The sequence below is a fragment of the Egbenema bharatensis FJBBOT/2019 genome (assembly GCF_048077055.1).
Taxonomy (GTDB): domain Bacteria; phylum Cyanobacteriota; class Cyanobacteriia; order Elainellales; family Elainellaceae; genus Egbenema; species Egbenema bharatensis.
On the sequence record NZ_CP182236.1, the window covers coordinates 2,959,836 to 2,981,678 of the forward strand.

At 50.3% G+C, this 21,843-nt stretch carries 23 protein-coding genes and 3 pseudogenes; 13 read left to right on the top strand and 13 right to left on the bottom strand.

Going from position 1 to position 21,843, the window contains the following annotated elements:
* Window positions 1-34: 34 nt before the first annotated feature.
* The 3 pseudogenes from alaS to ACM1PF_RS13690 form a co-directional block, all read right to left on the bottom strand.
* Window positions 35-2,660: pseudogene (alaS, locus tag ACM1PF_RS13680) on the bottom strand (alanine--tRNA ligase).
* A 101-nt stretch (window positions 2,661-2,761) separates the two neighbouring features.
* Window positions 2,762-3,936, bottom strand: a pseudogene (locus ACM1PF_RS13685) (HhoA/HhoB/HtrA family serine endopeptidase).
* A gap of 213 nt (window positions 3,937-4,149) precedes the next feature.
* A pseudogene (locus ACM1PF_RS13690) lies at window positions 4,150-4,925 on the bottom strand (response regulator transcription factor).
* 349 nt (window positions 4,926-5,274) lie between these two features.
* Here ACM1PF_RS13690 and ACM1PF_RS13695 point away from each other — a divergent pair.
* Window positions 5,275-5,523, top strand: a complete 249-nt coding sequence (locus ACM1PF_RS13695; protein ID WP_416675401.1) for a DUF6761 family protein — start codon at window positions 5,275-5,277, stop codon at window positions 5,521-5,523.
* A gap of 168 nt (window positions 5,524-5,691) precedes the next feature.
* On the opposite strand, the gene grxD is transcribed toward ACM1PF_RS13695, so the two are convergent.
* The 3 genes from grxD to ACM1PF_RS13710 all read right to left on the bottom strand — a co-directional run bounded on the left by grxD (window position 5,692) and on the right by ACM1PF_RS13710 (window position 7,120).
* Window positions 5,692-6,015, bottom strand: coding sequence for a Grx4 family monothiol glutaredoxin (gene grxD, locus ACM1PF_RS13700; RefSeq protein WP_416675404.1), 324 nt, complete (start codon window positions 6,013-6,015; stop codon window positions 5,692-5,694).
* Between the two features lie 61 nt (window positions 6,016-6,076).
* Entirely contained in the window at window positions 6,077-6,337 is a 261-nt protein-coding gene (locus ACM1PF_RS13705; protein WP_416675406.1) for a BolA family protein, read from the bottom strand.
* A 93-nt stretch (window positions 6,338-6,430) separates the two neighbouring features.
* On the bottom strand, window positions 6,431-7,120 hold the full coding sequence (locus tag ACM1PF_RS13710; RefSeq protein WP_416675407.1) for a hypothetical protein: 690 nt from the start codon (window positions 7,118-7,120) through the stop codon (window positions 6,431-6,433).
* 402 nt (window positions 7,121-7,522) lie between these two features.
* Here ACM1PF_RS13710 and ACM1PF_RS13715 point away from each other — a divergent pair, with 402 nt between their 5' ends.
* The 4 genes from ACM1PF_RS13715 (at window position 7,523) to ACM1PF_RS13730 (ending at window position 11,692) form a co-directional block, all read left to right on the top strand.
* Complete coding sequence (locus ACM1PF_RS13715; protein ID WP_416675409.1) at window positions 7,523-9,394, top strand: proprotein convertase P-domain-containing protein; 1,872 nt, start codon at window positions 7,523-7,525, stop codon at window positions 9,392-9,394.
* Between the two features lie 173 nt (window positions 9,395-9,567).
* Entirely contained in the window at window positions 9,568-10,155 is a 588-nt protein-coding gene (locus ACM1PF_RS13720; RefSeq protein WP_416675411.1) for a biotin transporter BioY, read from the top strand.
* Between the two features lie 267 nt (window positions 10,156-10,422).
* Window positions 10,423-10,920, top strand: a complete 498-nt coding sequence (gene lspA / locus ACM1PF_RS13725; RefSeq protein WP_416675414.1) for a signal peptidase II — start codon at window positions 10,423-10,425, stop codon at window positions 10,918-10,920.
* 436 nt (window positions 10,921-11,356) lie between these two features.
* Entirely contained in the window at window positions 11,357-11,692 is a 336-nt protein-coding gene (locus ACM1PF_RS13730; protein ID WP_416675417.1) for a rubredoxin, read from the top strand.
* On the opposite strand, the gene ACM1PF_RS13735 is transcribed toward ACM1PF_RS13730, so the two are convergent.
* Window positions 11,689-11,829, bottom strand: coding sequence for a hypothetical protein (locus tag ACM1PF_RS13735; RefSeq protein ID WP_416675420.1), 141 nt, complete (start codon window positions 11,827-11,829; stop codon window positions 11,689-11,691). The two genes, ACM1PF_RS13730 and ACM1PF_RS13735, sit on opposite strands and share 4 nt — an antisense overlap.
* Window positions 11,830-11,913: 84 nt before the next feature.
* Here ACM1PF_RS13735 and ACM1PF_RS13740 point away from each other — a divergent pair, with 84 nt between their 5' ends.
* The 5 genes from ACM1PF_RS13740 to ACM1PF_RS13760 all read left to right on the top strand — a co-directional run bounded on the left by ACM1PF_RS13740 (window position 11,914) and on the right by ACM1PF_RS13760 (window position 13,828).
* Window positions 11,914-12,939, top strand: a complete 1,026-nt coding sequence (locus ACM1PF_RS13740) for a photosynthesis system II assembly factor Ycf48 (protein WP_416675423.1) — start codon at window positions 11,914-11,916, stop codon at window positions 12,937-12,939.
* Between the two features lie 108 nt (window positions 12,940-13,047).
* The gene (gene psbE, locus ACM1PF_RS13745) at window positions 13,048-13,299 is read left to right on the top strand and encodes a cytochrome b559 subunit alpha (RefSeq protein ID WP_416675426.1); all 252 of its coding nucleotides are present in this window, start codon (window positions 13,048-13,050) and stop codon (window positions 13,297-13,299) included.
* A 49-nt stretch (window positions 13,300-13,348) separates the two neighbouring features.
* The gene (psbF, locus tag ACM1PF_RS13750; protein WP_416675427.1) at window positions 13,349-13,483 is read left to right on the top strand and encodes a cytochrome b559 subunit beta; all 135 of its coding nucleotides are present in this window, start codon (window positions 13,349-13,351) and stop codon (window positions 13,481-13,483) included.
* Window positions 13,484-13,498: 15 nt separating this feature from the next.
* Window positions 13,499-13,618 carry a photosystem II reaction center protein L gene (locus tag ACM1PF_RS13755; protein WP_416675429.1) on the top strand — a complete coding sequence of 40 codons (120 nt, stop codon included), beginning with the start codon at window positions 13,499-13,501 and terminating at the stop codon, window positions 13,616-13,618.
* A 90-nt stretch (window positions 13,619-13,708) separates the two neighbouring features.
* Window positions 13,709-13,828 (top strand): photosystem II reaction center protein J, encoded by a 120-nt coding sequence (locus tag ACM1PF_RS13760; protein ID WP_416675430.1) that lies wholly within the window; start codon window positions 13,709-13,711, stop codon window positions 13,826-13,828.
* A gap of 146 nt (window positions 13,829-13,974) precedes the next feature.
* On the opposite strand, the gene tnpC is transcribed toward ACM1PF_RS13760, so the two are convergent.
* The 4 genes from tnpC to ACM1PF_RS13780 form a co-directional block, all read right to left on the bottom strand.
* Window positions 13,975-15,471 (bottom strand): IS66 family transposase, encoded by a 1,497-nt coding sequence (tnpC, locus tag ACM1PF_RS13765; RefSeq protein WP_416672324.1) that lies wholly within the window; start codon window positions 15,469-15,471, stop codon window positions 13,975-13,977.
* Between the two features lie 168 nt (window positions 15,472-15,639).
* Window positions 15,640-16,053: a hypothetical protein gene (locus ACM1PF_RS13770; RefSeq protein WP_416675431.1), complete on the bottom strand. Its 414-nt coding sequence runs from the start codon at window positions 16,051-16,053 to the stop codon at window positions 15,640-15,642.
* Window positions 16,054-16,167: 114 nt separating this feature from the next.
* A complete protein-coding gene (locus tag ACM1PF_RS13775) occupies window positions 16,168-16,974 on the bottom strand; it encodes a DUF1028 domain-containing protein (protein ID WP_416675433.1) in 807 nt (268 codons plus the stop codon).
* A 657-nt stretch (window positions 16,975-17,631) separates the two neighbouring features.
* Window positions 17,632-17,868 carry a hypothetical protein gene (locus ACM1PF_RS13780; RefSeq protein ID WP_416675436.1) on the bottom strand — a complete coding sequence of 79 codons (237 nt, stop codon included), beginning with the start codon at window positions 17,866-17,868 and terminating at the stop codon, window positions 17,632-17,634.
* A gap of 233 nt (window positions 17,869-18,101) precedes the next feature.
* Between ACM1PF_RS13780 and psb28 the strand changes: the two genes are divergently transcribed.
* Complete coding sequence (gene psb28, locus ACM1PF_RS13785) at window positions 18,102-18,437, top strand: photosystem II reaction center protein Psb28 (protein WP_416675438.1); 336 nt, start codon at window positions 18,102-18,104, stop codon at window positions 18,435-18,437.
* Between the two features lie 103 nt (window positions 18,438-18,540).
* A complete protein-coding gene (locus ACM1PF_RS13790; RefSeq protein ID WP_416675440.1) occupies window positions 18,541-19,044 on the top strand; it encodes a MogA/MoaB family molybdenum cofactor biosynthesis protein in 504 nt (167 codons plus the stop codon).
* Window positions 19,045-19,084: 40 nt separating this feature from the next.
* Here ACM1PF_RS13790 and ACM1PF_RS13795 read toward each other — a convergent pair whose 3' ends face one another.
* Both ACM1PF_RS13795 and ACM1PF_RS13800 read right to left on the bottom strand, forming a co-directional pair.
* Entirely contained in the window at window positions 19,085-20,044 is a 960-nt protein-coding gene (locus ACM1PF_RS13795) for a ribonuclease Z (protein ID WP_416675443.1), read from the bottom strand.
* Between the two features lie 392 nt (window positions 20,045-20,436).
* Window positions 20,437-20,784: a hypothetical protein gene (locus ACM1PF_RS13800; RefSeq protein WP_416675445.1), complete on the bottom strand. Its 348-nt coding sequence runs from the start codon at window positions 20,782-20,784 to the stop codon at window positions 20,437-20,439.
* 368 nt (window positions 20,785-21,152) lie between these two features.
* Between ACM1PF_RS13800 and tmk the strand changes: the two genes are divergently transcribed.
* Entirely contained in the window at window positions 21,153-21,821 is a 669-nt protein-coding gene (gene tmk, locus ACM1PF_RS13805) for a dTMP kinase (protein WP_416676644.1), read from the top strand.
* Window positions 21,822-21,843: the final 22 nt, after the last annotated feature.

The window sequence follows — 21,843 nt, forward strand, 5'->3', positions numbered from 1 at the left end:
CTACAGACGACTGAAGGCAGCACGACAATAAACCCTACCCCAAAGCCGATCGCAACTCCTGACGAGCCGATTTCAAAGCCTCTGGCAGCTTACTGGCATCCCGTCCCCCTGCCTGGGCAAAATTGGGTCGCCCCCCGCCCCCGCCCCCGCACTGCTTGGCGATCGCCCCGATAAACTTTCCGGCCTGCACGCCTTTTTGGTTGACTCCAGGGCTGAAGGCCGCTACTAAGCTCACCTTGTTGGGTTCCGGAACAGAAGCCAGTACCACCGCGCCTTCCCCTAGTTTCTGCAAGAGGCGTTCAGCGGCCGTTTTGAGGGAATCTGCATCCACCCCTTCCATCTGAGCCACCAGCACCTTAAAATCGCCGATCGCTTCTGCCTGGTCTAACAGTTGATCGGATTTAGTTAGAGCCAGTTCTGCCTTCAGGGCATCCAGTTGCTTTTGGGTGCTGCGTAGTTCTGTTTGTAATGCGGTAATCCGCTCCGGTAATTCCTCCGGTTTGGCTTTGAATCGATCGCTCAGTTCCCGCACCACCTTATCCCGCAGGCTGAGGTATTCCAGAGCGGCCAGACCCGCGACTGCCTCAATCCGGCGAATGCCAGCCGCCACACCAGACTCAGAAATGATCTTAAATAACCCAATTTCTGCGGTGTTGTTGACGTGGGTGCCACCGCATAGCTCCATCGACACCCCAGGAAAATCAATTACCCGCACCTCATCCGCATACTTTTCGCCAAACATGGCTGTTGCGCCCTTCGCCTTGGCTTCCGTCAGGGGCATAACCGCCACATCCGCCTGATGAGCCTCCGCAATCCAGAGGTTCACCTGCTCCTCCACCTGCTGGAGTTCCTCTGGCGTAACCCCACGGGAGAGGCTAAAGTCAAACCGCAGGCGATCGAACGCCACCAGCGATCCGGCCTGGGCAATGTTCTCATCCACATATTTTTTCAGGGCGGCCTGTAGGAGATGGGTCGCAGTATGGTTTGCCTGGGCCCGACGACGGCAGGATAGATCAATTTGGGCCGTGACGGAATCGCCCAGCTTCAGCGTGCCGCGCTCGACTCGACCAAAGTGGACAAAAATGCTGCCCTCTTTTTTAACATCCTCCACCCGCACAACTACCTGATCACCAGATAGATAGCCGCGATCGCCAATTTGTCCGCCCGACTCTGCATAGAACGGGGTTTGATCCAGAATCACCTGCACCGCTGCTCCAGCCGCCACCGATTCGACGGTCTTGCCGTCCACCAGTAGGGCCGTGACCTCAGCACTGCTGGACACATGGTTGTAGCCCAAAAAGGCCGTTTCATGGAGTTGCTCCGCCAGCTTATCCAGCGTGCCCTGTACCGTCAGGTCAATGGTTTCGTGGGCTGAACGCGATCGATCGCGCTGTTTCTCCATTTCCGCCTCAAAACCAGCCTCATCGACAGTGAAGCCCTGCTCGGCAGCGATTTCCTGGGTCAGTTCCAGGGGAAAACCGTAGGTGTCGTACAGCTCAAAGGCATCGGTTCCGGCAATCTCACCTTTGGTAGGCAATTTAGCCATGATTTCCGCCAGCAAATTCTCACCGCGATCGAGGGTTTTTCGGAAGCGATCCTCTTCAGCGTGGAGTTCCACCTTGATGGACTGGGCGCGGTGCCGCACATCGGGATAGGCCGATTCCGACAGGGCAATGGCCGTTTCGGCCACTTCAGAGGTGAATTCCTGGTCAATCCCGATCAGCCGCCCATGCCGCACCACTCGCCGGATCAGTCGTCGCAGCACGTAGCCCCGTCCCAAGTTGGAAGCCGTAATCCCATCAGCAATCATGTGAACCACAGCCCGGATGTGATCGCCAATCACCTTCAGCGAGACTTTAGTCGATTCATCTGCCTTGCCATAGTTGATTCCAGCGATCTCAGCCGCCGTTTTGATAATCGGAAAAATTAAATCAGTTTCGTAGTTATTGGGAACCCCCTGGAGGATCTGCGCCATCCGTTCCAGACCCATGCCCGTATCAATGTTTTGATTTTTGAGGGGAGTCAGCTTGCCTTCTGCATCGCGGTTGTACTGCATGAAGACCAGGTTGTAAAACTCAATGAAGCGAGTATCATCCTCCAGATCGATCGCCTTGTCGCCAAGTTCAGGATGAAAATCGTAATAGATTTCCGAGCAAGGGCCACGGGCCCGTCGGGCCGGAAGCCCAGAAGTTATCTGCCTCACCCATGCGCTGGATGCGGTGGGCTGGAATCCCAACTTGATCGCGCCAGATGGCAAAGGCTTCATCATCCTCCCGAAAGACGCTCACCACCAGGCGTTCTGGCGGTAGTTTAAATACTTTCGTAGACAGTTCCCAGGCCCAGGCGATCGCCTGCTCTTTGAAGTAGTCCCCAAAGCTGAAGTTGCCCAACATTTCAAAGAAAGTGTGATGCCGTGCCGTGCGCCCCACATTCTCAATGTCATTCGTCCGGATACATTTTTGCGAACTGGTGGCCCGATCGAACTCCGCCTGACGCTGTCCCAGGAAAATCGGCTTAAACGGCAGCATCCCAGCGATGGTCAACAACACCGTCGGGTCTTCCGGCACCAGGGAAGCACTGGGCAAGATTTCATGCCCTTTGGCTGCATAAAACTCCAGAAAAGTTTGTCGAATTTGGGAACCGCTCAGAGGGGTAGGCATGGGAATTCTACAAGGGTTGAAGGAATCGCTAGGGCGAAGTAATATCTATAGCGCAATTGTAACAAGACATTGCCAACGCCCATCGCTTGTCTCGGACTGACCTATCGAGAACTGGCTTGCAATTCTGCCGTCCGAACCGAAAGTTGCTGAGTCTGATTCCCCCGCTTCACCGTGAGCCGCAGGGATTGACCCACCTGGCTGCGATCGACGATGCCCTGAAGCTGTTCTGAAGTCGTGACGGCCTGTCCTTCAATTTGCGTCACCACATCCCCCCGTCGCAAACCAGAAGAGGCGGCTGGAGAATTGGGAACTACGCCCACAACCAGGACTCCGTTCACTTCCGGTAGCGTCACCGTCGAGTTGGGATCGCTGTTGTTGCGCCGAGCCAGGTCAGGAGTCAGGGTGGCGATTTGGACACCCAGATAAGGATGAGTCACCCGTTCGCCCCGTTCCAAAACGGGCATGATTTCCTTCGCCTTGTTAATCGGAATGGCAAACCCAATCCCCATTGCATTAGCCCGAATTGCCGTGTTAATCCCAATGACTTCGCCCCGCTCATTCAGCAGGGGCCACCGGAATTACCGGGGTTGATCGCTGCATCGGTTTGAATGAAGTCGAGCCGTTTGTCAGGAATCCCCACCATGGCACTGGAGCGATTCAGGGTGCTGACAATCCCCAAGGTCACTGTATTGTCCAGTCCCAGCGGATTTCCTACCGCGATCGCCCAATCGCCCACCTGGACTTGGTCAGAATCACCCAGGGGAGCTGTCGGCAACCCTTCCCCCCGAATATTAATTTTGACCACTGCCAAATCGGTGACTTCATCTACTCCAGCCACTTCACCGTCAAAGCTGCGTCCGTCTTTGAGGATCACTGTGACGCGATCGGCATTTTCTACGACATGGGCATTGGTCAAAATCGTGCCGTTTCCATCCACAATGAAGCCCGATCCCTGTCCTTGCAGCCGTTCTTCAAAGGGTTGGGTAGGAAATGAGTTGCCAAAAAATTGCCGAAAAAAGGGATCGCCATAGAACGGATCCGGGTTGCGGGTAATGGTGCGTTCGGTGTCGATGCGAACTACCGCCGGCCCGACTCGACCCACCGCCGCACTGACGAAGCTGGTACTCTGGGAAGTGGGTGCAGCCTGGGCCACCAGAGAAGTAGATGGCATATCATCAAATCTGAAGCGAGGCAGTGGCATCGCCCAGCTGGGCTGTCCAAACGACCCAAATGCCAGGAGGACACCTAAAACAATTGCAAATACGCGAGTGATCATTCGTCCTTAACTCTTTACCTAACGCTAAGGGTTTTAGCCATAGTCCAAAGGCACTAAAAATTAGCAAATTGTCCGGTGGGCAATCCACCATCCTTAAGCCAGTGCCATTCAGCTATAGTCCAATTTTAGGTGCCCAACGGAATGACCTGGCAAGTCGATCGAAGTTCGGTTTTGCCTACCTGAAATGAGGCATAGATTTTTTGATTTTTTGATCTATTGATTCTCAGCCGCTTTGGAGAAAGGCTTGACGGAGGGATGCCTGCGATCGAGTTTTTGGTTGGGGTAGGAATCGGCAGTGTTCGCATTGACCGTTTCCACGTTAAAGCGGTAGCCGACATTCCGCACCGTCTGAATCAGGTTGGGCTGACGCGGATCAACTTCGATCTTTTTGCGCAGGGACAGCACGTGAGTGTCTACCGTCCGGTGATTATCAATTTCGTCGGGCAGGCCTTACGCAACAATTCCGATCGGGTTAAGGCGGCTCCTCCAGCTTGAGCCAGAACATAGAGTAAGCTAAATTCCTGCGGGGTGAGGTCAATTAGCTCATCCTTCAGCCGGACTCGTCGCTGAATTAGATCGATTTTCAAGTCTCCATAATCCAGATAAGCAGGGGCAGCCACCGTCCGGGTACGACGAATCAAGGCCTCTACCCGGGCCAAAAATTCCTGCATTCCGAAGGGCTTGGTCAGGTAATCATCGGCACCGGCCCGTAACCCAGCCACGATATCCGCTTCCGTATTTCGAGCCGAAAGCATCAAAATTAAAGTCTGCTGCTGCTGTTGGAGCCAGCGACAAAATTCTAATCCATCGCCATCGGGCAACTCAGAATCCAGGATAACCAGATTGGGTTGCCGATGCAAAAAAACGTCTCTCGCCTGCTGAAGGTCAGCCGCTTGATGAACCCAGTATCCAACCTGCTGTAAGTGCCAGCCTAGCAGCGATCGGAGGTGAGGGTTTCCCTCGACAATTTGGATGCAAACAGATCCCACAATGCAAGCTTTGCTTAAATCTATGTAATATCCAGGCTAACAGAGCAATTGTTAGGGTTTTGTAATTCCTGCTACCTCAAGTCAGTCCGTCTTTCCCTCTACAGGTAGACTTTACTGGCCTGAAAGGTAACCTTTCGTCCTAAGTTCCTACTAAATGCATACGGGGATCACACCTGGCTCACCGCAAATTTACCGTTAGAATAGTTAATAGATAGATTAACTTCTCTGCCTACAGAGCTTATAATTCTATGAAGCTCCTATAGCTTTTGCAGCACACAGCTTTAAAACCTATAAGGGTTTTTCGATCGCAGCTCTTGCAGTCAGGAAAGGAATATTCTGGAACCGCACTATGCTACATGATGCCCAAGCAATCCGCTATTACCAAAGGATCACCGATGCACTAGTCGATCAGTGGAACCGGGGTTATCGTCAAGAGGAACTCCGCCACTACGTCGATGGATACATTGCTGCCATGCACCATGCTAGCGCAATCGAGCCGTATCTGATCCATCAGTTAGAAGCAGAAGTTCTACGCTTCTTCTATGACCCGTCCAACTTTGCCATGGTTCAGCCAGAACCTGATCCGGACTATCGCTGACTGACCGCTAACACGCTAGCATTTACCCACTGTTTGCACTTTTTTGTAAATAGGTTTCTGCACCTAAAGCTAATCCCTCTAGCATTTCCGAAATCTAGAGGGATTAATCTTATTTGAGAAATTTAACTTGTAACAGAAATCTGGTCAGACAAATTCCGAGCGACCACTTCAGGAAGCCAGAGCCACTTCCACCATCTGCTGCAACTCTCCCTTCTGGTAAAGCTCAATCATGATGTCAGAACCACCAATGAATTCACCATTGATGTACACCTGGGGAATGGTTGGCCAGCTTGAGTAATCCTTGATGGACTGACGGATTTCATAATCTTCCAGCACATCAAACGTTTCATAGGGAACAGCCAGCATATTAAGAATTTGTACCACGTTGTTTGAAAAGCCACACTGCGGCATCAGCCGATTGCCTTTCATAAACACCATGATTTTGTTGGACTGAACCAGTTCGTCAATTCGTTGTTTTACTTCTGGAGTCATAGGGGTTTCCGCACGATGAGATTTGCACTGTGTTCACATTTGAGCCCCATTTGAGCAAGACTTATGCAGGCTGACCAATCTCTGCCCACTGCTGAGGCGTATAGGTTTTCATAGATAGGGCGTGGATCGCTTCAGAAGACATCGCCTGCCGGAGCGTACCATACACAAGCTGGTGTTGCTGCACCAAACGCTTCCCTTCAAATTCAGATGATACGACCACTACCTGATAATGATCTCGCGTTCCAGTCAAATCCTGAACTTGAACCTGAGCATCAGGCAGCCCAACCTTAATCATTTCTGCGACCTGATCTGGACTAACCATCCAATCTCCTGTTAAATCTCAACATGGGCCTATCTCCAATTTAACTGATAGCAGGTGAACTGATATCAGAAATCTGACAATGCTTACCCAAGACTAACGGTTAGGAACAGTGGAGGTGGGTTCGTTTGTACCTCTGGGGAAGGGAGAATCAACAAACCCTAACTCAAGCAACTGCTGGTAGGCTCTTTGTCCTAAATCACGGGTAGGGTTCTGACTGCGGATGATCTGCACTAAAAGCGGCACAGCCAATTCAGGTCGGTTTTGCGCTCTGTGAACCAAAGCCAATTGGTAAGTTGCCTGATCCCGCATTTGGGCTGTGGAAACTGCTTGCTCCCTTTGCTCTTGAGCGATCCGGTTGTCAATTCCTGAAAAACTGGCTGCGAGTTCCTGATAGAAGTTGGAAAGCTGGTTAAAGACCTGCCGCGCCTCCTGAAGCCGTCTAACCGCTAGATCATAATTCTGAGTGGATACTGCGGTGCCGGCCTCTTCCATCAACCGTTGCCCTCCCTGAATGCTCAAGATGTTGGCATCCTGGGAAAGCGGACGGAGATCGTCAGGGGTAGACGGAGTCGTGGAATCGAGATCGACTTCTAAATCAGTATCCAGATCGACATCCAAGTCATTATCCAGGGTGTCTAATTCATCATCCGTTGTAGGAATTTCGGTAGGAACATCAGCGTCTTGGGCTGTTGCAGTGAGTGGTTTCACTCCCTCCAAAGCGACCCAGGAAGAGAGGGCCAATAGGCAAGCGAAAGGGAGAAGACGAAAATCTCTAAGTACCATGGGGGAAGCGATTGGAGACATGAAAGAGCGGACAAGTTGAGTCTTGCGTAATCTTACCATTGGAGTTTTCACTACGTTTAAATCTTTTTAAGGTTCAATGTCACTTTAATTAATGACCAGCGAGCGGTCAGGCTGTAGCGATCGACAGTTTGATACGGGTTTAATTGAGGGTTTGATGTGGATTCTAATGTACCGATGACTGAACCATTGAATAATGGGTTCCCGCCTAATTTAGATATCATTGCAAGGCGATGATTAGGATCATTCAATGCCAGTCGTTAAATTGTCCATTCCCCAGGGAAGGCAATATCAAGGCTCGTTATCCCCATAGGCAAGTCAGACAATTATTCAAAATTTTTTCCAAATTCTACTCATCAAATCTACGTTGCTCAACGATGTTCTATGTTTAATGCAGCCCAGTTTAATGCAGCCCAGTCTAATGCAGCCCAGTCTAATGCAGCCCAGCCGTTCCCTAGTGATCCGTCCGCTTCAGATTCATTCCCCCATCACTTACTTCACCGGGGTGGAGAAAGCCTACAGGTTGAACCGCTACCCGATCGCTTCACGGTTGCCCTTACTCCAGAGGGGGCGATCGATCGGTTGCTGCATCAGCTTATTGAGGAACTAGGCCCAGAAGCGGTAAAGGTCGGACGAGTAATTCCGAGGGTTGGGACTGAACTTTGGGTGCAGTCTGGTTTCCTGGAAACGCTAAAGGAACGCGCCTGGGCTTCCAGAGAAGTTTTGTCCGCCAGCCCGATCTATCAACTGAGCCATCATCCCGGTGCGCCGATTTATCTGTCTAACCAGCTCACAATTCTTTTTAGCCCCTCTGTCACGTCAGAACAAATGCAGGCGATTACTGCCCATACTGGATTGCGCGCCTTTAAGCTGATTCCAGGCGTGCCCAAAGCATTTGTGTTTCAGGTGATGCCCCAAGAGAGGGAGGTGAATCCCATCCTATTGTCCCAGCAAGTCATGCGCCATCCTGAGGTGCTGCTGGCGGAACCTAATATTGTGGTGGATTTGCGATCGTCTGCCCCGTCTGCTGCTGCCAGCCCGCAAAATGAAACGCCCGATCTCCATTCAGCCTGGCAATATATCCAGGGACATCCATCGATCGTAATTGCTGTTGCCGAGTCTATGGTTGATTCGCAGCAACCCGTGTTTCAGGCAGGGGGAAAAATTGTAGCTCCCTTATTAGAAGGAGTGAACGGGGACGCAGAGGGGACTGGGCAGGAGTCGGGAATCGGCAGGGTGGCTCGAATTGCACCTGAATGTAGTCTGATGCCCATTGCTATCGGCTCATTTTTGGATGATGCGATCGTCGAGCAAATCTGTGAGGGGGTGATTGAGCAGGAAGCTGCGGTGCTCCTGTGTGAGTGGGGTGCCAGTTTAGAGCATTATCCTCTGTCCCTGCGACAGCAAGCTGCGTTCACTCGGGCAGCCACTAAAGGATCATCGGGGGGATGTGTGATTGGGTTCGTCGATTGGGGGGAGCATAGGCTGAATGGATTTGCAATTCACCCCGATGTTCTAACGATCGCCGCTCATCCTTTCACTCAACAACGGGCTAATCCTCACGGGGCAAGAATCTCCGTTTGCGCCCCCAGGGGAATAGAGGACGAAGTGACCGCTGGGGCGATCGTGTCTGGTATTGCCGCGCTGGTTCGGTCTGCGAATCCTGATTTAACGGCAAAGCAGGTGAAGCAACTGTTACAAACCACGGCGGATAAGGTTATTGCTGCCAATTCAGCACCCGATTCCTCAAAACTTAACTGGAGCTACGACCCCTACGGCTACGCCCAACCAGTCGGCTACGGTCAGGTGAACCCCCTCAGGGCGATCGAAGCAGCACTGCCACTATCCCAAACCCTGCCTGAACTCACCCCGTCTGCCTCACTGCACTGGATCGAGCAAGCGATGACCACTCCCCTGGACATTCCAGATGGTGATCCCCAGGGTGTGCTCACCGCCATTACCATCCCCGATACTCGCGCCATCTGCCAAATTGAAGTCAGCCTTGAAATTGAACACAGTTTCATGGGCGATCTAGAAATTTATCTGATTCCCCCCAATCGCATTCCACTGCTGCTCCAGTCCCGTACCGCTGGACGAATCCATATCCTTCGCAAAACCTATACCTTCAGCACAACCCCCAGTCTTAAGACGCTCCTTTCCCAACCTGCAAAGGGTAGCTGGCAACTTCACCTGATCGATCGCGTACCTGAACATACGGGTCGCCTCAAGCGTTGGAGCCTGAAGCTGGGAGTGTAACAACTGGAAGTGTAATCGTGAAAACCTGGAAACAGAAGATTGAACTTCATTCCCCGTCATCGAATCGATCTCATTCCAGAAGAGTATAATCTTGGGGTGAATTTTCACTTAGGATTGACTTTTACTCCTCACTCCAAACCTTTGTCCCTTAATCTTGGATACTTCGGATATTGATGGTGTCTGCTCCCACCCAATTGCTGTGGGCATTAATTGGTCTGATTTTGACCATTGGTGGAACCCTACTAGAGGCATTTATTGCCAGTCCCCCCTGGGGGTGGGATGCTCATGGTGTCCAGGTTCATTCCTTAGGAGTGACCTGGCAAGTTGGCTCGGTTCTGCTGGTGGGCTGTTTAGGAGGAAAGAATGCGGCCGCCGTTTCCCAAATGGCGTATTTGCTGCTGGGACTGACCTGGTTTAATGTGTTTACGCAGGGAGGAGGGTTTGACTACGTCCTACGTCCCAGTTTTGGCTATCTGTTGGGGTTTGTGCCGGGAGCCTGGGTCTGTGGCTGGTTGGCATTTCTTTATCCGTTGCGCTTAGAGTTTCTTGCCCTGAGCTGTCTGGCAGGTTTACTGACCGTCCATCTCACTGGAATCAGCTATCTCCTGGTGGCTCACTTTTTCCAATGGGCTGGAATTGGCACAACTCCTATCTGGCAGGCTATTCTCACCTATTCCATCTATCCGCTGCCTGGACAGTTGGCGATCGTCTGTGCTGTCACGGTTTTGGCGTTTGTCCTGCGGCTTGTAATGTTTTATTGATTACCTTTTAATTCCCTCTTTGAACGGGTCTAGATACTGGATCTGATACCAGGTCTCTGATACCAGGTCTGCGTCCTGCTCTAACCCAGGAGCTGTATGTGAGACCCTGAAATATTGAATTTTAGATATTAGACTCTAAATGTTGACTGGATATTAAGGACGTTACAGGTCATTAAAGGACATTAATAAGGACACTAAAAGGACATTTAACCAACAGAAGCACACCGCAGCAAAGGCGATCGGTTACACATCCCTGCAATCTAAATTATGCGTACTAGGAATCTAAGTATTAAGAATCAACTGTTTTGGGTCGCTGCGGCGATCGGCTTGATTTTGGATCAACTGACAAAGCTCTGGGTCGATCGGGTCTTTGAATTGGGCGAAACGTTGCCTTTGTGGGAAGGAGTCTTTCATTTCACCTATGTCACCAATCCAGGTGCCGCCTTTAGCTGGTTTAGTGAGCAAGGGGAATGGCTGCGGTGGCTGTCGTTGCTGGTGAGCGTAGGGCTGGTGGTTCTTGCCTGGTTTGGGCCACGCATGGATCGCTGGGAGCAGGTGGGTTATGGCTGTGTCCTGGCGGGTGCATTAGGGAATGGCATCGATCGCTTTCGCCTGGGAGAAGTGATTGATTTCCTGGATTTCCGCCTGATCAACTTTCCCGTCTTCAACATTGCAGACATTTGCATCAACATTGGCATCCTCTGCCTGCTGATTGCCGCCTTCAAACCCAATCCAACGGGCAATGGAAAACATCCACCTCGCTGAGGAATGCGAATTAAATCAACTGAAATTCTTGTGGGGTGGGCATCTTGCCCGCCCAGTCACCCAAGCAAAACGCTTTAAAGGTTCAGTAGATCGAAAACTATGTTCAGTAGATCGAAAATAAATTGCATTCACAGCAACGCCTGTGTTCGATCCCCCTAAATCCCCCTTAAAAAGGGGGACTTCAAACCTTTTTCGGTTCGGTTCCCCCTTTTTTAAGGGGGGCTAGGGGGGATCTAAACAGGGTTTGCAATCGACTGAGGTTATTTAATCAATGATCCTGAGGTAGCCCGTCCACGCGGGTTCGTCAACCACCATTGAGTAGAGCTGAAATTTGTCTTTTCTAAAGAATTCACACTCTGTGTCATAATTTTTGTAACACAGTTTCTCATATTCACCTTTTCATATCTTGAACGTCTTCAATGAGGCGCGTACTAGCATGAGTGCTGAAGCTCTTGATTCCAAATCTTTAGATCGCTATGAATGCGCGGCTTGTGGATACATCTACGAGCCAGCCAAAGGGGACAATGCAGGGAAGATTCCTGCGGGGACTGCCTTTGAGGACTTGTCTGAAGAGTGGAGATGTCCAGTTTGCGGTGCTCGGAAGACTCGATTTAGTAACCTCGGCCCTGAGGGTAATCCATCGGGGTTTAAAGAAAATTTGGGGTACGGGTTTGGTGTCAACGCATTAACGCCAGGTCAAAAGAACATTTTGATTTTTGGGGCATTGGCGTTGGGCTTTTTATTCTTCCTAAGCCTATACGGTCTAAATTAAGCTGCATTTTCCGGCAGGCGATCGACCAGAGCAGGACAGCCCGGTTGATTGACGAAACTGGTTCGGTTGAATTTGTCCGATTGAACTTGTCCGATCGAACTTGTCCAAATGAGCTTGTCCGGTTGATTCCCATCCATAACATTCAGATTCTTGATCCAAGTCTAGCCAGATCTAGTCGATCGCCATTTCCCAGTCAGTTAGGAGCTATGAACTGTAGTCCGATGAATTCAATTTTGAAACCACTAAGGCAAATTGTGTTAGTGCTGGTGGCAGTTTTGTTATGTAGTAGTTGTGCCCGCAACTTCTTACCCTCCGCCAGCTATAATCCCTGGCAACTCGTCTCACTACCGACCGAGGAAACTCTCTCAGATGTAGCTTTTACCGATGATCCCAATCATGGCTGGATTGTCGGCAAGAAGGCGACCTTGCTGGAGACTACCGACGGTGGGCTAACCTGGCAACCGCGTAGTCTGGAATTGGGAACTGGTCAGTACAGCTTTAACTCGGTCAGCTTTTTTGGGCAGGAAGGTTGGGTGACCGGACAGCCAGGTATTCTGCTCCACACGACTGACGGTGGCGATTCCTGGTTGCGCGTACCGCTGAGTGAAAAACTCCCTGGTTCGCCCTACACCGTGACTGCTCTGGGGCCAAAGTCGGCAGAAATGACCACCGACATTGGTGCGATTTATCGAACCCAGGACAGCGGTAAGACCTGGCAGGCTATGGTGCAGGAAGCGGTTGGCGTACTGCGGAATATTTCTCGATCGGAGGATGGCAAGTATGTTGCTGTGTCCTCACGGGGTAGTTTTTATTCCATCTGGCGCCCCGGACAGGATGCCTGGGAACCACACAACCGGACTAGCTCTCGACGTTTGCAAAACATGGGCTTTGGAAAAGATGGTCGGCTCTGGCTCCTGGCTCGTGGCGGTTTAGTACAGTTTGGCGATGAGTCGGCTGAAGAAGATTGGCAGGAAGCTACTGCACCAGAGTTTGCGACCAGTTGGGGCTTGCTCGATTTAGCCTACCGGACACCGGAAGAAATCTGGGTTTCCGGGGGGAGTGGCAATCTGCTCGTCAGTTTTGACGGTGGAGAAACCTGGCAGAAGGATCGGGATGTGGAAAATGTGCCCTCAAACTTCTATCGGATCATTTTCCTATCCCCTGAACAAGGGTATATCTTGGGACAGGGTGGAACATTACTGCGGTATCAACCGGAGCAAAATGTAGCCCAGGCAGTTGGTTCGTAAAATAGAAGAAGGGTAGCGATCGAAGCACATCGTTTGCTTGTGACTGTTTACCCACTCTCGTATCATATAAATTGTGTTCGACGTTATCACCAATTGGGAGGAGATTAGATGGCCGGTACGACTGGAGAACGTCCATTTTCAGACATTATTACCAGCATTCGTTATTGGGTAATCCACAGTGTTACCATCCCAGCATTGTTCATTGCCGGATGGCTTTTTGTCAGCACGGGGTTAGCCTATGATGTGTTTGGAACCCCTCGTCCGGATGCGTACTTCACGGAAACTCGCCAGGAGGTTCCTATCGTCAACGATCGCTTTGAGTCAAAGCAGCAAATTGATGAGTTTATTCAATCAAGGTAGCTTGATCTGTAGCTTGACAAAGTAAATTGAAAACGCGAGTTGATCAACCATGACTAGCAATACGCCGAATCAGCCTACATCCTATCCAATTTTTACAGTCAGATGGCTCTCTGTTCATGCTCTCGCCATTCCCACTGTATTTTTCCTGGGAGCGATCGCAGCCATGCAATTTATCCAACGTTAGGAGACTTTTAACGCAATGGACCGTACTCCAAACCCCAATAAGCAGCCCGTAGAGTTAAATCGTACTTCGCTTTACCTGGGTTTGTTACTGATTTTTGTGCTCGGTATTTTGTTCTCCAGCTATTTCTTCAACTAGTTCAGTTTTTTCTGAAATTGAACGAAGAAATTCAAGCCCGTCTTTTGTTCGCTAGTTGTGCTTTAAACAAGTTGGGAGGTTAAGAAACTCATGTTGCAATCTGGTAGAATTCCCCTTTGGGTTGTGGCAACGATCGCTGGAACAGGTGTGTTAGTTGTAGTTGGTCTTTTCTTCTACGGAGCTTATGCCGGAATCGGATCGTCAATCTAGTTTTCTAGAATTTGATTTTTCGATCGGTCGTAGCAAAGTTTAAGAATTAAGCAAAAAAATTGAGGGGTTAGCAGCAGTTTCGTGCTGTTATCCCCTCTTTTGATTGAGCAAAAATTTGGTATCCGTACACAGGGTTAGCAAGGTAGTCAGGAGGATCGCTGTAGGTCGGGAAGCGGAAGTAAAGAAGGGGCAGGCAAGCCCCGACGCTTGGCATAGCAAGCATCGGTGAGATAATCGAGGACATGGCGATTTTGCCGCCGCAGCGTTGCTACAACCGTCATCATTCGTCCGACAAACAAACTGCCTGCCTCACTTTGGGAGCCATAGCTACACCGTCGCCACAACACTGCTGGACGAATCGCCTGTTCTGCTGCATTATTGGTTGGCTCTACTCCAACGGTTGTGACGAATAACCATAAAGCAGGTTCTACTTTGAGTAACTGCTGACAGGTTCGCACCGTCTTTGCCAAAGGTGTCTTTTCTCTGGTCCCAATTGGGTAAGCCGCTCCTTCTTCCAACAGTGCTTTCACCCGTTGTCGAATGGGTGCTACGGCTTCTATCCATTGGGGGCGTGCTAAGGTTCCATCTCGCACCCGATGCCATAACTCAAATAATTTCTCTTGCTGTTGGAGAAGTTGCTCTCCCAAGGTCTGGCTCACCCCACCCCGTTCGGCAATTTTGGTGAAATCGCGTTTCAGATGCGCCCAACACAATTGTCGCCATTGCAAGTTTAACCAGTTGTAAGCACTGTAGCGGTCGCTGTTGACAATCCCAGCAAAATCAGTTCCTAAGATGCTTTGAGCGGTGGCTTGAGAGCGGCTTAACGCCACCTGGAAATAGCACACCAACGGGGTTACCATCACCCACAACCAGCCTCGCTTCCCCTTGCCATTGTTCCCATCGGCGTTACCCTGAGGCAAACTCGTTTCATCTATCCCAACAACGGGTTGCTGCTGCACATAGCGATGAACCGCTTCGACGGGTTGCTCAATCGCTTCACTCATCTGTTGCCGCAAGCGTCCGACACTGCCCACGGAGATGGGAATCTCAAACAATTCACTCAACAGCCGCACCACCATCCGGTGACTTTGACGATACTCTCCACTCAACAGTGCGACTAATGCACACAGCCTTTCCCCATAGCGACAACCATCCACAATCTCGCCATCATAGGCACGGCTGCTTACCCCACACTGGGGGCACTCCAACGCATGAAAGCGATGTTCCAAAACAATCGGTTGTAACGGTGGCAAATCTACGATCTGACACCGTTGCGGATTGGCATCTTTCCCTCTCAAGCGATGTCCACATTCGCAACACACCTCAGGGTAGTGATCCTCAATGCGCGTACATTGTTCCGGCGGGTAAAGTTCCTGCGAATGTCCCGGATGTCCCGGTTGTCCGCCTCGCGCTTTCCCACTTTTCTTTTTCGGGGTAGCCTTGAATCCCTTCGGAGGGTCTTGCGAAGGCGGTTGCGAGGAGTTTTTGGAATTGCGCTGAATTTGCTCTTGTAACGCTTGCTGGCCTGCCTCTAATGCCTCAATACGCTCCAATAGACGCTGCACCAACTGCTTGACACTCTCCGGTGTGTTGGCCCAGTCCTCTGCTGAAATTTCGCTTAAAAAGGCATTCGGGGATTCCATGCGTTTTAGCCTAGCAGACTTACCCTCACATCGCTCACTCTTTCTGCTTTACCCTGTGTACGGATACAAAATTTGATTGGGTGAGAATGTCTGAGCAAGAATGTCTGAGCAAGAATGTTTGAGCAAAAAACTTTGAGCAGGAAACTTTGAGCAAAAAATGCAGCTTGATCAGGACTCGTTTGCTAACAATCGGGTCAGATCAGCATGCATCATTGCTATGCCAGGATCTCGCTGAATGGCTCGATAGTAGCGTTTTTCTAACGTGCTTCCCTCTTGATTGGGTTGAAGCATTTGTTCCGCCTGGTCTAGCAGAATATTGACCTGATCGATCGTCACGGGTTCCTTAGACTTCAGCACATCATCCATCTGGATAATGAACTGGGAAATAGGACGCAGCCAGCTAAACCACTCATGATCCACCACAAGGCGAAAAAATTCTCCACTAGACTGAATGCGCCCATGAAATTGCTCATAGACTACCCGCTCGGATTCTAACAACGCCTTATGAAGGCGCAGGATGGAAAGACGCACCTCACGCAACTGTTGCAGGGCTGAATCTAAGGATGAATTCACAGAAGACATTAGCACTCACTGGAAATAGGCTATTTCACTATCTTGTCATACCCAGTCCCCAACGGGGGACGCACGCGACTACCCGACTTCCCCAGTCCCCCTTTACGATCGGCTCTCTATGCCTCAGCCAGTCTGCGGTAAGGTCGATCGGTGATGGGTTCGCACTTCGGAGGGATCTAACTGTACTGCTCCGTGGGCTGAATTGAGTTGCACTACCCCCGTCGAAGATAGTTTGAGATACAGGGCTGGTGTCGGCAAAAGCCGTTTTTTAGGCATGGACTGCCGGAAGGACTGATAGTAGTCTTTACGTGATTCCTCAAACAAATAGCGCAGTTCAGCGATCGGATTTTGGTGATGGTCTACCCGTAAATCCAGGTGAGGATAATCATCCTGATGCATGATGTAGAGGGCAGCGGACTGGCGACCCCGTTTGTCTCCCCCTGCGGCTTCCCCAGCTTCCAGGGCTTGCAAAAGACGTTCACAAAACTCCATGCCTTCCTTAGACTGATAAGCCTCAGCCATTGCCGTCAGGGTTTGTTCCCCCACCAGCATATTTCCGGCAACCGAAAAATTTTGAAACGTTAGATGTCCTGCCCAGTCAATGCATTCTTGCCCCGTCCAGGCGGCTGTATGGCCATTGTGATCAACGAGATGAAGCTGTCGATGTTGAGCATCCTCATCATCTTTCAGCAGGAGGTGAATGATCGCTTCAACCGAAATCTCATCAACGCTGCCTTCTGTATGAATGCGCTGTTCCAGCAAACGCAGTCCATTGATGCCAAGGAGTGGATTCGTCTTTGCTTGAGTTGCGATCGCACCCATATTAGCTTTGGCGTGGGGAACCAGGGCCCCCACTGCGAGATGCTTTGTTGCGACTGCAACTCCGGTCATTTGAGTTGTTGGATCCCAAGCCACAATCGAGAATGTCATAGCTCTCTAAATTCACCTCATTAAGTCATGCGAATGCGTTACTTTCCTATACCATTGATGGGCCAACTGGTTCTGTTTTGAACTTAACGGTTCCCAGTCATCCCATACCGCCCGTCCCTATGAACTTCCATGCGGAAGGTGGTCATCAAACACTTCAAAGCATTGAATTGCGTAGGGGTTTGGCAGTTCCAAACGCTGTCACAGGCAAATTGAGACCCCACCCCGTTCGCCCACCTGAGGAACGCAGTGACAGTCCGCAAATCGAGCTTTAACGCTCGCAGCCCAGTTTCTGTAACGTGTAAACGCTGAATGCAGATGCTCGATCGATGCGAAAAACATCTGCACTGCTGTTTACCAGATACAGTTCGTTACATTAACGGTCAGTCAAGTTACTTAACTTAACACTTAGCAATTATAAGTGAGCAGGGAACCATTGCGTTGCTGACTTGAATCGCTGAGTCGCTGGAGTCCGGAGCATTCACTGATGCAAGTTGATCAATTTCCGTAGCGCAGGTCAGCCGAAAGTCCATAGAAAACCTGACTCCAAGCACTCGATCGAGTGTCAGACGTACATTCGTCAGAGAATAAATGTTCGGGGTAAGAAGAGAGAATGATGGACAGTGAGGTGAATGAATTGAGTCCATCCAGAAATTAGTCCTACTTGTCTCCAAATCGCCATGCCGCCCCAACGGCAGCACATACCCCAACCATCAGCCCCATCCCAATTCCTTCCAGCTTTTTAGTGGCAGGGTCTTGAATCAGACACTCATGACTGGGGCTTGAATCTGACAGACATTCATTAATGGCAGCCTGACTGGTTGTTGCGCCCATCGCAATTCCCATCAGCCCACAGAGAGTAACCAGTAAACAGAAACGCTTTGAATCTTTGCCCATAACCTTCACAGTGGTAGTTGAACTGGATGCACTGTTAATGTGCCCGATATTTACCGTTTATTACAGTCGTGAGAATACAGAATGCACGGACTTATCAGAAAAATCAACCCATCTTACCTCCGTGATACCCCCTAAGGATAGATTGATCCTCAAATTTTAGAGCCTCATTATTTAATCTTTAGAAAAATGAGAAGATAAGTTTAAGTTAACGATAAATATTGGAACGAAGAAGCATGGCTGAAATTCAATTTTCTAGAGGAATTCGTGAAGACGTAGTGCCAGATGTCCGGTTAACACGCGCAAAAGACGGTACAAACGGGCAAGCCATTTTTTACTTTCAAAACCCCAAGGCCTTAAGCAACGATCGCACAGATGACATTACTGGAATGTACCTGATCGATGATGAAGGGGAAATTTCGACTCGTGAAGTTAAGGCAAAGTTCGTCAATGGTCAGCCAGAGGCCCTGGAGGCCATCTACGTGATGAAGAGCGTGGAAGAGTGGGAGCGCTTTATCCGCTTTATGGATCGGTATGCGGAAGAGAATGGTTTGGGCTTCAGTAAGAGTTAGTCCTGAAAGGATAGTAGAGCAGGGATAAGTGCGCTTAACCGAATCAACCCAGGCTTGTCTTTGATCCGCTATCCTTTGCTTTTATTATCTTTCCTACTGTTCTATGGCTTCTCCCCACCCTGACCGCCAACCGATCGCCGTCCGTTGTGCGGTGATTACCGTGAGCGACACCCGATCGCCAGACACCGATCGCAGCGGACAAGCAATTCAGCAGTTGCTTCAGTCCGCAGGCCATCAGGTGGCGGAGTATGCCCTGGTAAAGGATGACCCAACCCCAATCCAGGCGCAGATCAAGCACCTGTGCCAACGCTCAGACCTTGATGCAGTGATTTTGAATGGCGGAACCGGAATTGCCCCCAGAGACACGACCTACGATGCCGTCGAACAGCTACTGGAAAAAACACTGCCTGGATTTGGGGAAATTTTTCGCTGGTTGAGCTATCAAGAAATTGGTTCCAGGGCGATCGCATCTCGCGCCGTTGCAGGGGTTTGTCAAGGCAAGCTGATCTTCTCCCTGCCGGGATCCAGTAATGCCGTCACCCTCGCTATGGAGAAGCTGATTTTGCCAGAATTAATGCATCTGGTGAAGCAAGTACGGGGACAATAATCCCAGCCTGGAGAATGATCGGTGGAATGATCGGTGGGAATTATCGTTTTGGGGTCGCCAGAGGTTGCGAAGCCTGACGAGGAATTTCGTAGGTGAAAAAATCGTGGGCCATGAGAGTGTTGGGAAAGATCGCCTGAGCTTCAGCCAGGAGTGCGTCTAACCCGATCGCGTTTCCAGGCGCGTAGCGGGGGCTAAAGTGGGTCATGATTAACTGTTTGACCTGGGCCCCCAGGGCAACCTGGGCAGCCATGGTAGAAGTCGAGTGCAGCCGTTGATAGGCCAGTTCAGCATCCTGATGGGAGAAGGTGGCTTCATGTACCAGGACATCCGCATCCCTGGCTAGCTCCACAGCATTCTCACAGTAGATAGTATCCGTGCAATAGACGAACTTACGCCCCGGTTGCCGTTCGCCACATAGATCGGCTCCATTAATCCGGCGACCATCGGGCAACGTAATCACCTTACCCTGCTTCAGCTTGCCGTAGACGGGGCCAGGCGGAATTCCCATGGCGATCGCCCGTTCCACATCGAAACGTCCAGGTTTCTCTTTTTCCTCTACCCGATAACCAAAGGCAGGCACTCGGTGGGTCAACGCCTCACAACGAACGATGAATTCCGCATCTTCAAACACCACTCCCGGTCGAACCGTATGGACTTTAATCGGGTAGGAAAAATGGGTCTGGGAATAGCGTCCACAGGCCTTCAAATATTCCTCCAGCTTGGGTGGGCCATACACATCAATGCGACTGGGATTACCCGCTAGCCCACAGCTTGCCAGTAACCCCATCAATCCATAGGTATGATCCCCATGCATGTGGGTGACAAAGATGCGAACAATCTGACTGATTTTCAGATCGCTGCGAATAATCTGATGCTGAGTGCCTTCACCGCAATCAAACAACCAAATTTCTGCCCGCTGCGGCAACCGGAGGGCAATGCTGGACACATTCCGCGATCGAGTGGGAACACCTGAACTGGTTCCTAAAAACGTGATTTGCAAAGCGACTAAGTTAAACCTGAACAATCTCCACTCATTTATAGTGACACACCTGGGAAAGGAGGGGGCAAAGGGAATGCAAATTCCGCTCCTTGCGATGTCTCCGATCTGTCTCTAAGCTGAGTCTCTGATCTGAAAACTATCAAAATCTACGTTATTGCTGCGTCATCACTGGGTCATCACTGGATCATCACTGCATCCTTTACCGATCGGCTGTGGATCGCTGTAGGCAATGGCATTACAAGATCAGGAGTACAGTACCAGGATCACAGTATCAGATTAATTCGGTGCCAAACTCCCATAACATCAGTGCACCTACCCCAGTTGGGCAGCATCACCGTTTCAGAGAACCCTTGGCTTGGCTGTCACCACCAGGCTGATCTCGACGCAGCACCCTAACTTGCAGCACTCTCAATTAAATGCCACTGACGACTTTCTGCCACCGCCTGATTGATTAAGTTAAAAATTTGCCGACAGTGATTATTATTGCGAAGCGGTAGCTCTTCATTTTTGACGACAAAGCTCATCTGCACTTCTGATTCTTTCGTTGGAAATTGTTCGATCAAGACCTCAACCGTCACGAGTTTAGCAAAAGCGACATGGCCAGGAACTTCACGCGCAACGAGGTAGTCCTCAGAGGAATAGATTACATCAAGACTACACGAGCGCAAGATGTCAGCCAGTAATTGCCGGAACCCGTCTAAAGATACGGCTACTTTAAACAAACTTGTGTATCGAGCCATAGGCATCCCCGGTGTTAACTACGAAACCGCCTGATCATACCCAACCTGAATTTACAACGATAGTCAAGACTTAAAGGCAACAAATTTTGGTTTAATTTTTGGCTTAACTGTTGCAACACAAAGATTGATTGCAGGCATAAACCGTTTCCCACACAGTCTAGCAACTTTGTACTAAACCGTTACAACTTCAAGCTTGTGATAAGCAACAAACATGGAATTGATTGTCAGTTATACGTCATTGTGATTCCATTGTCCGGCTAATTTCTCTGAAATATTTGTTCTGATTTTTGTTTTCTCCAAAACATCTTTGATAACTTCCTCCTATACTTGCAGGGCAACCTTAAACGTTGAGCAAGATGAGATAAATGATGCAAGGGCGATTCATTGGATTTGAGGGAGGCGAAGGATCTGGCAAAACGACGCAAATTGCTCGATTGCAGCAATGGCTCACAGAGAGTGGCACGATCGAGCGGCTGATGGCGCAAGGGCAGATCTCCCAACTGCTGATCACCCGTGAACCAGGAGGAACGAAGCTAGGGCAGGAAATTCGTCACCTCTTATTACATAGTCCGATCGAGGAACCGATGCAAGACCGCACAGAGTTGCTATTGTACGCAGCCGATCGAGTCCAGCATGTGGAGGGGTATCTCAAGCCTCATCTGAACCAGGGGGCACTGATTTTGTGCGATCGCTACACCGATTCGACGATGGCTTACCAGGGCTATGGCCGGGGACTCGATCGCGCTTTGATTGAGCGACTGAACACCATTGCCACGGGAGGATTAGAAAGCGACCTGACCCTGTGGCTGGATGTAGAGGTAGAAGTGGGGTTAAACCGGGCCAAGAGCCGAGGTCAGCACGATCGAATTGAGCAAGCCACCCTGGCATTCCATCAGCGAGTCCGGCAAGGTTTTACAGAACTGGCGCAAAAATTTCCCCAGCGCATCAGGCGGATTGATGCCAACCAAAATCAGGCTGCGGTAGCGGAACAAATTCAGGCGATCATTCGTCAACGGTTCGCGGAATGGTATGTCTGACAGGCAATCTTATTCCGTCTAA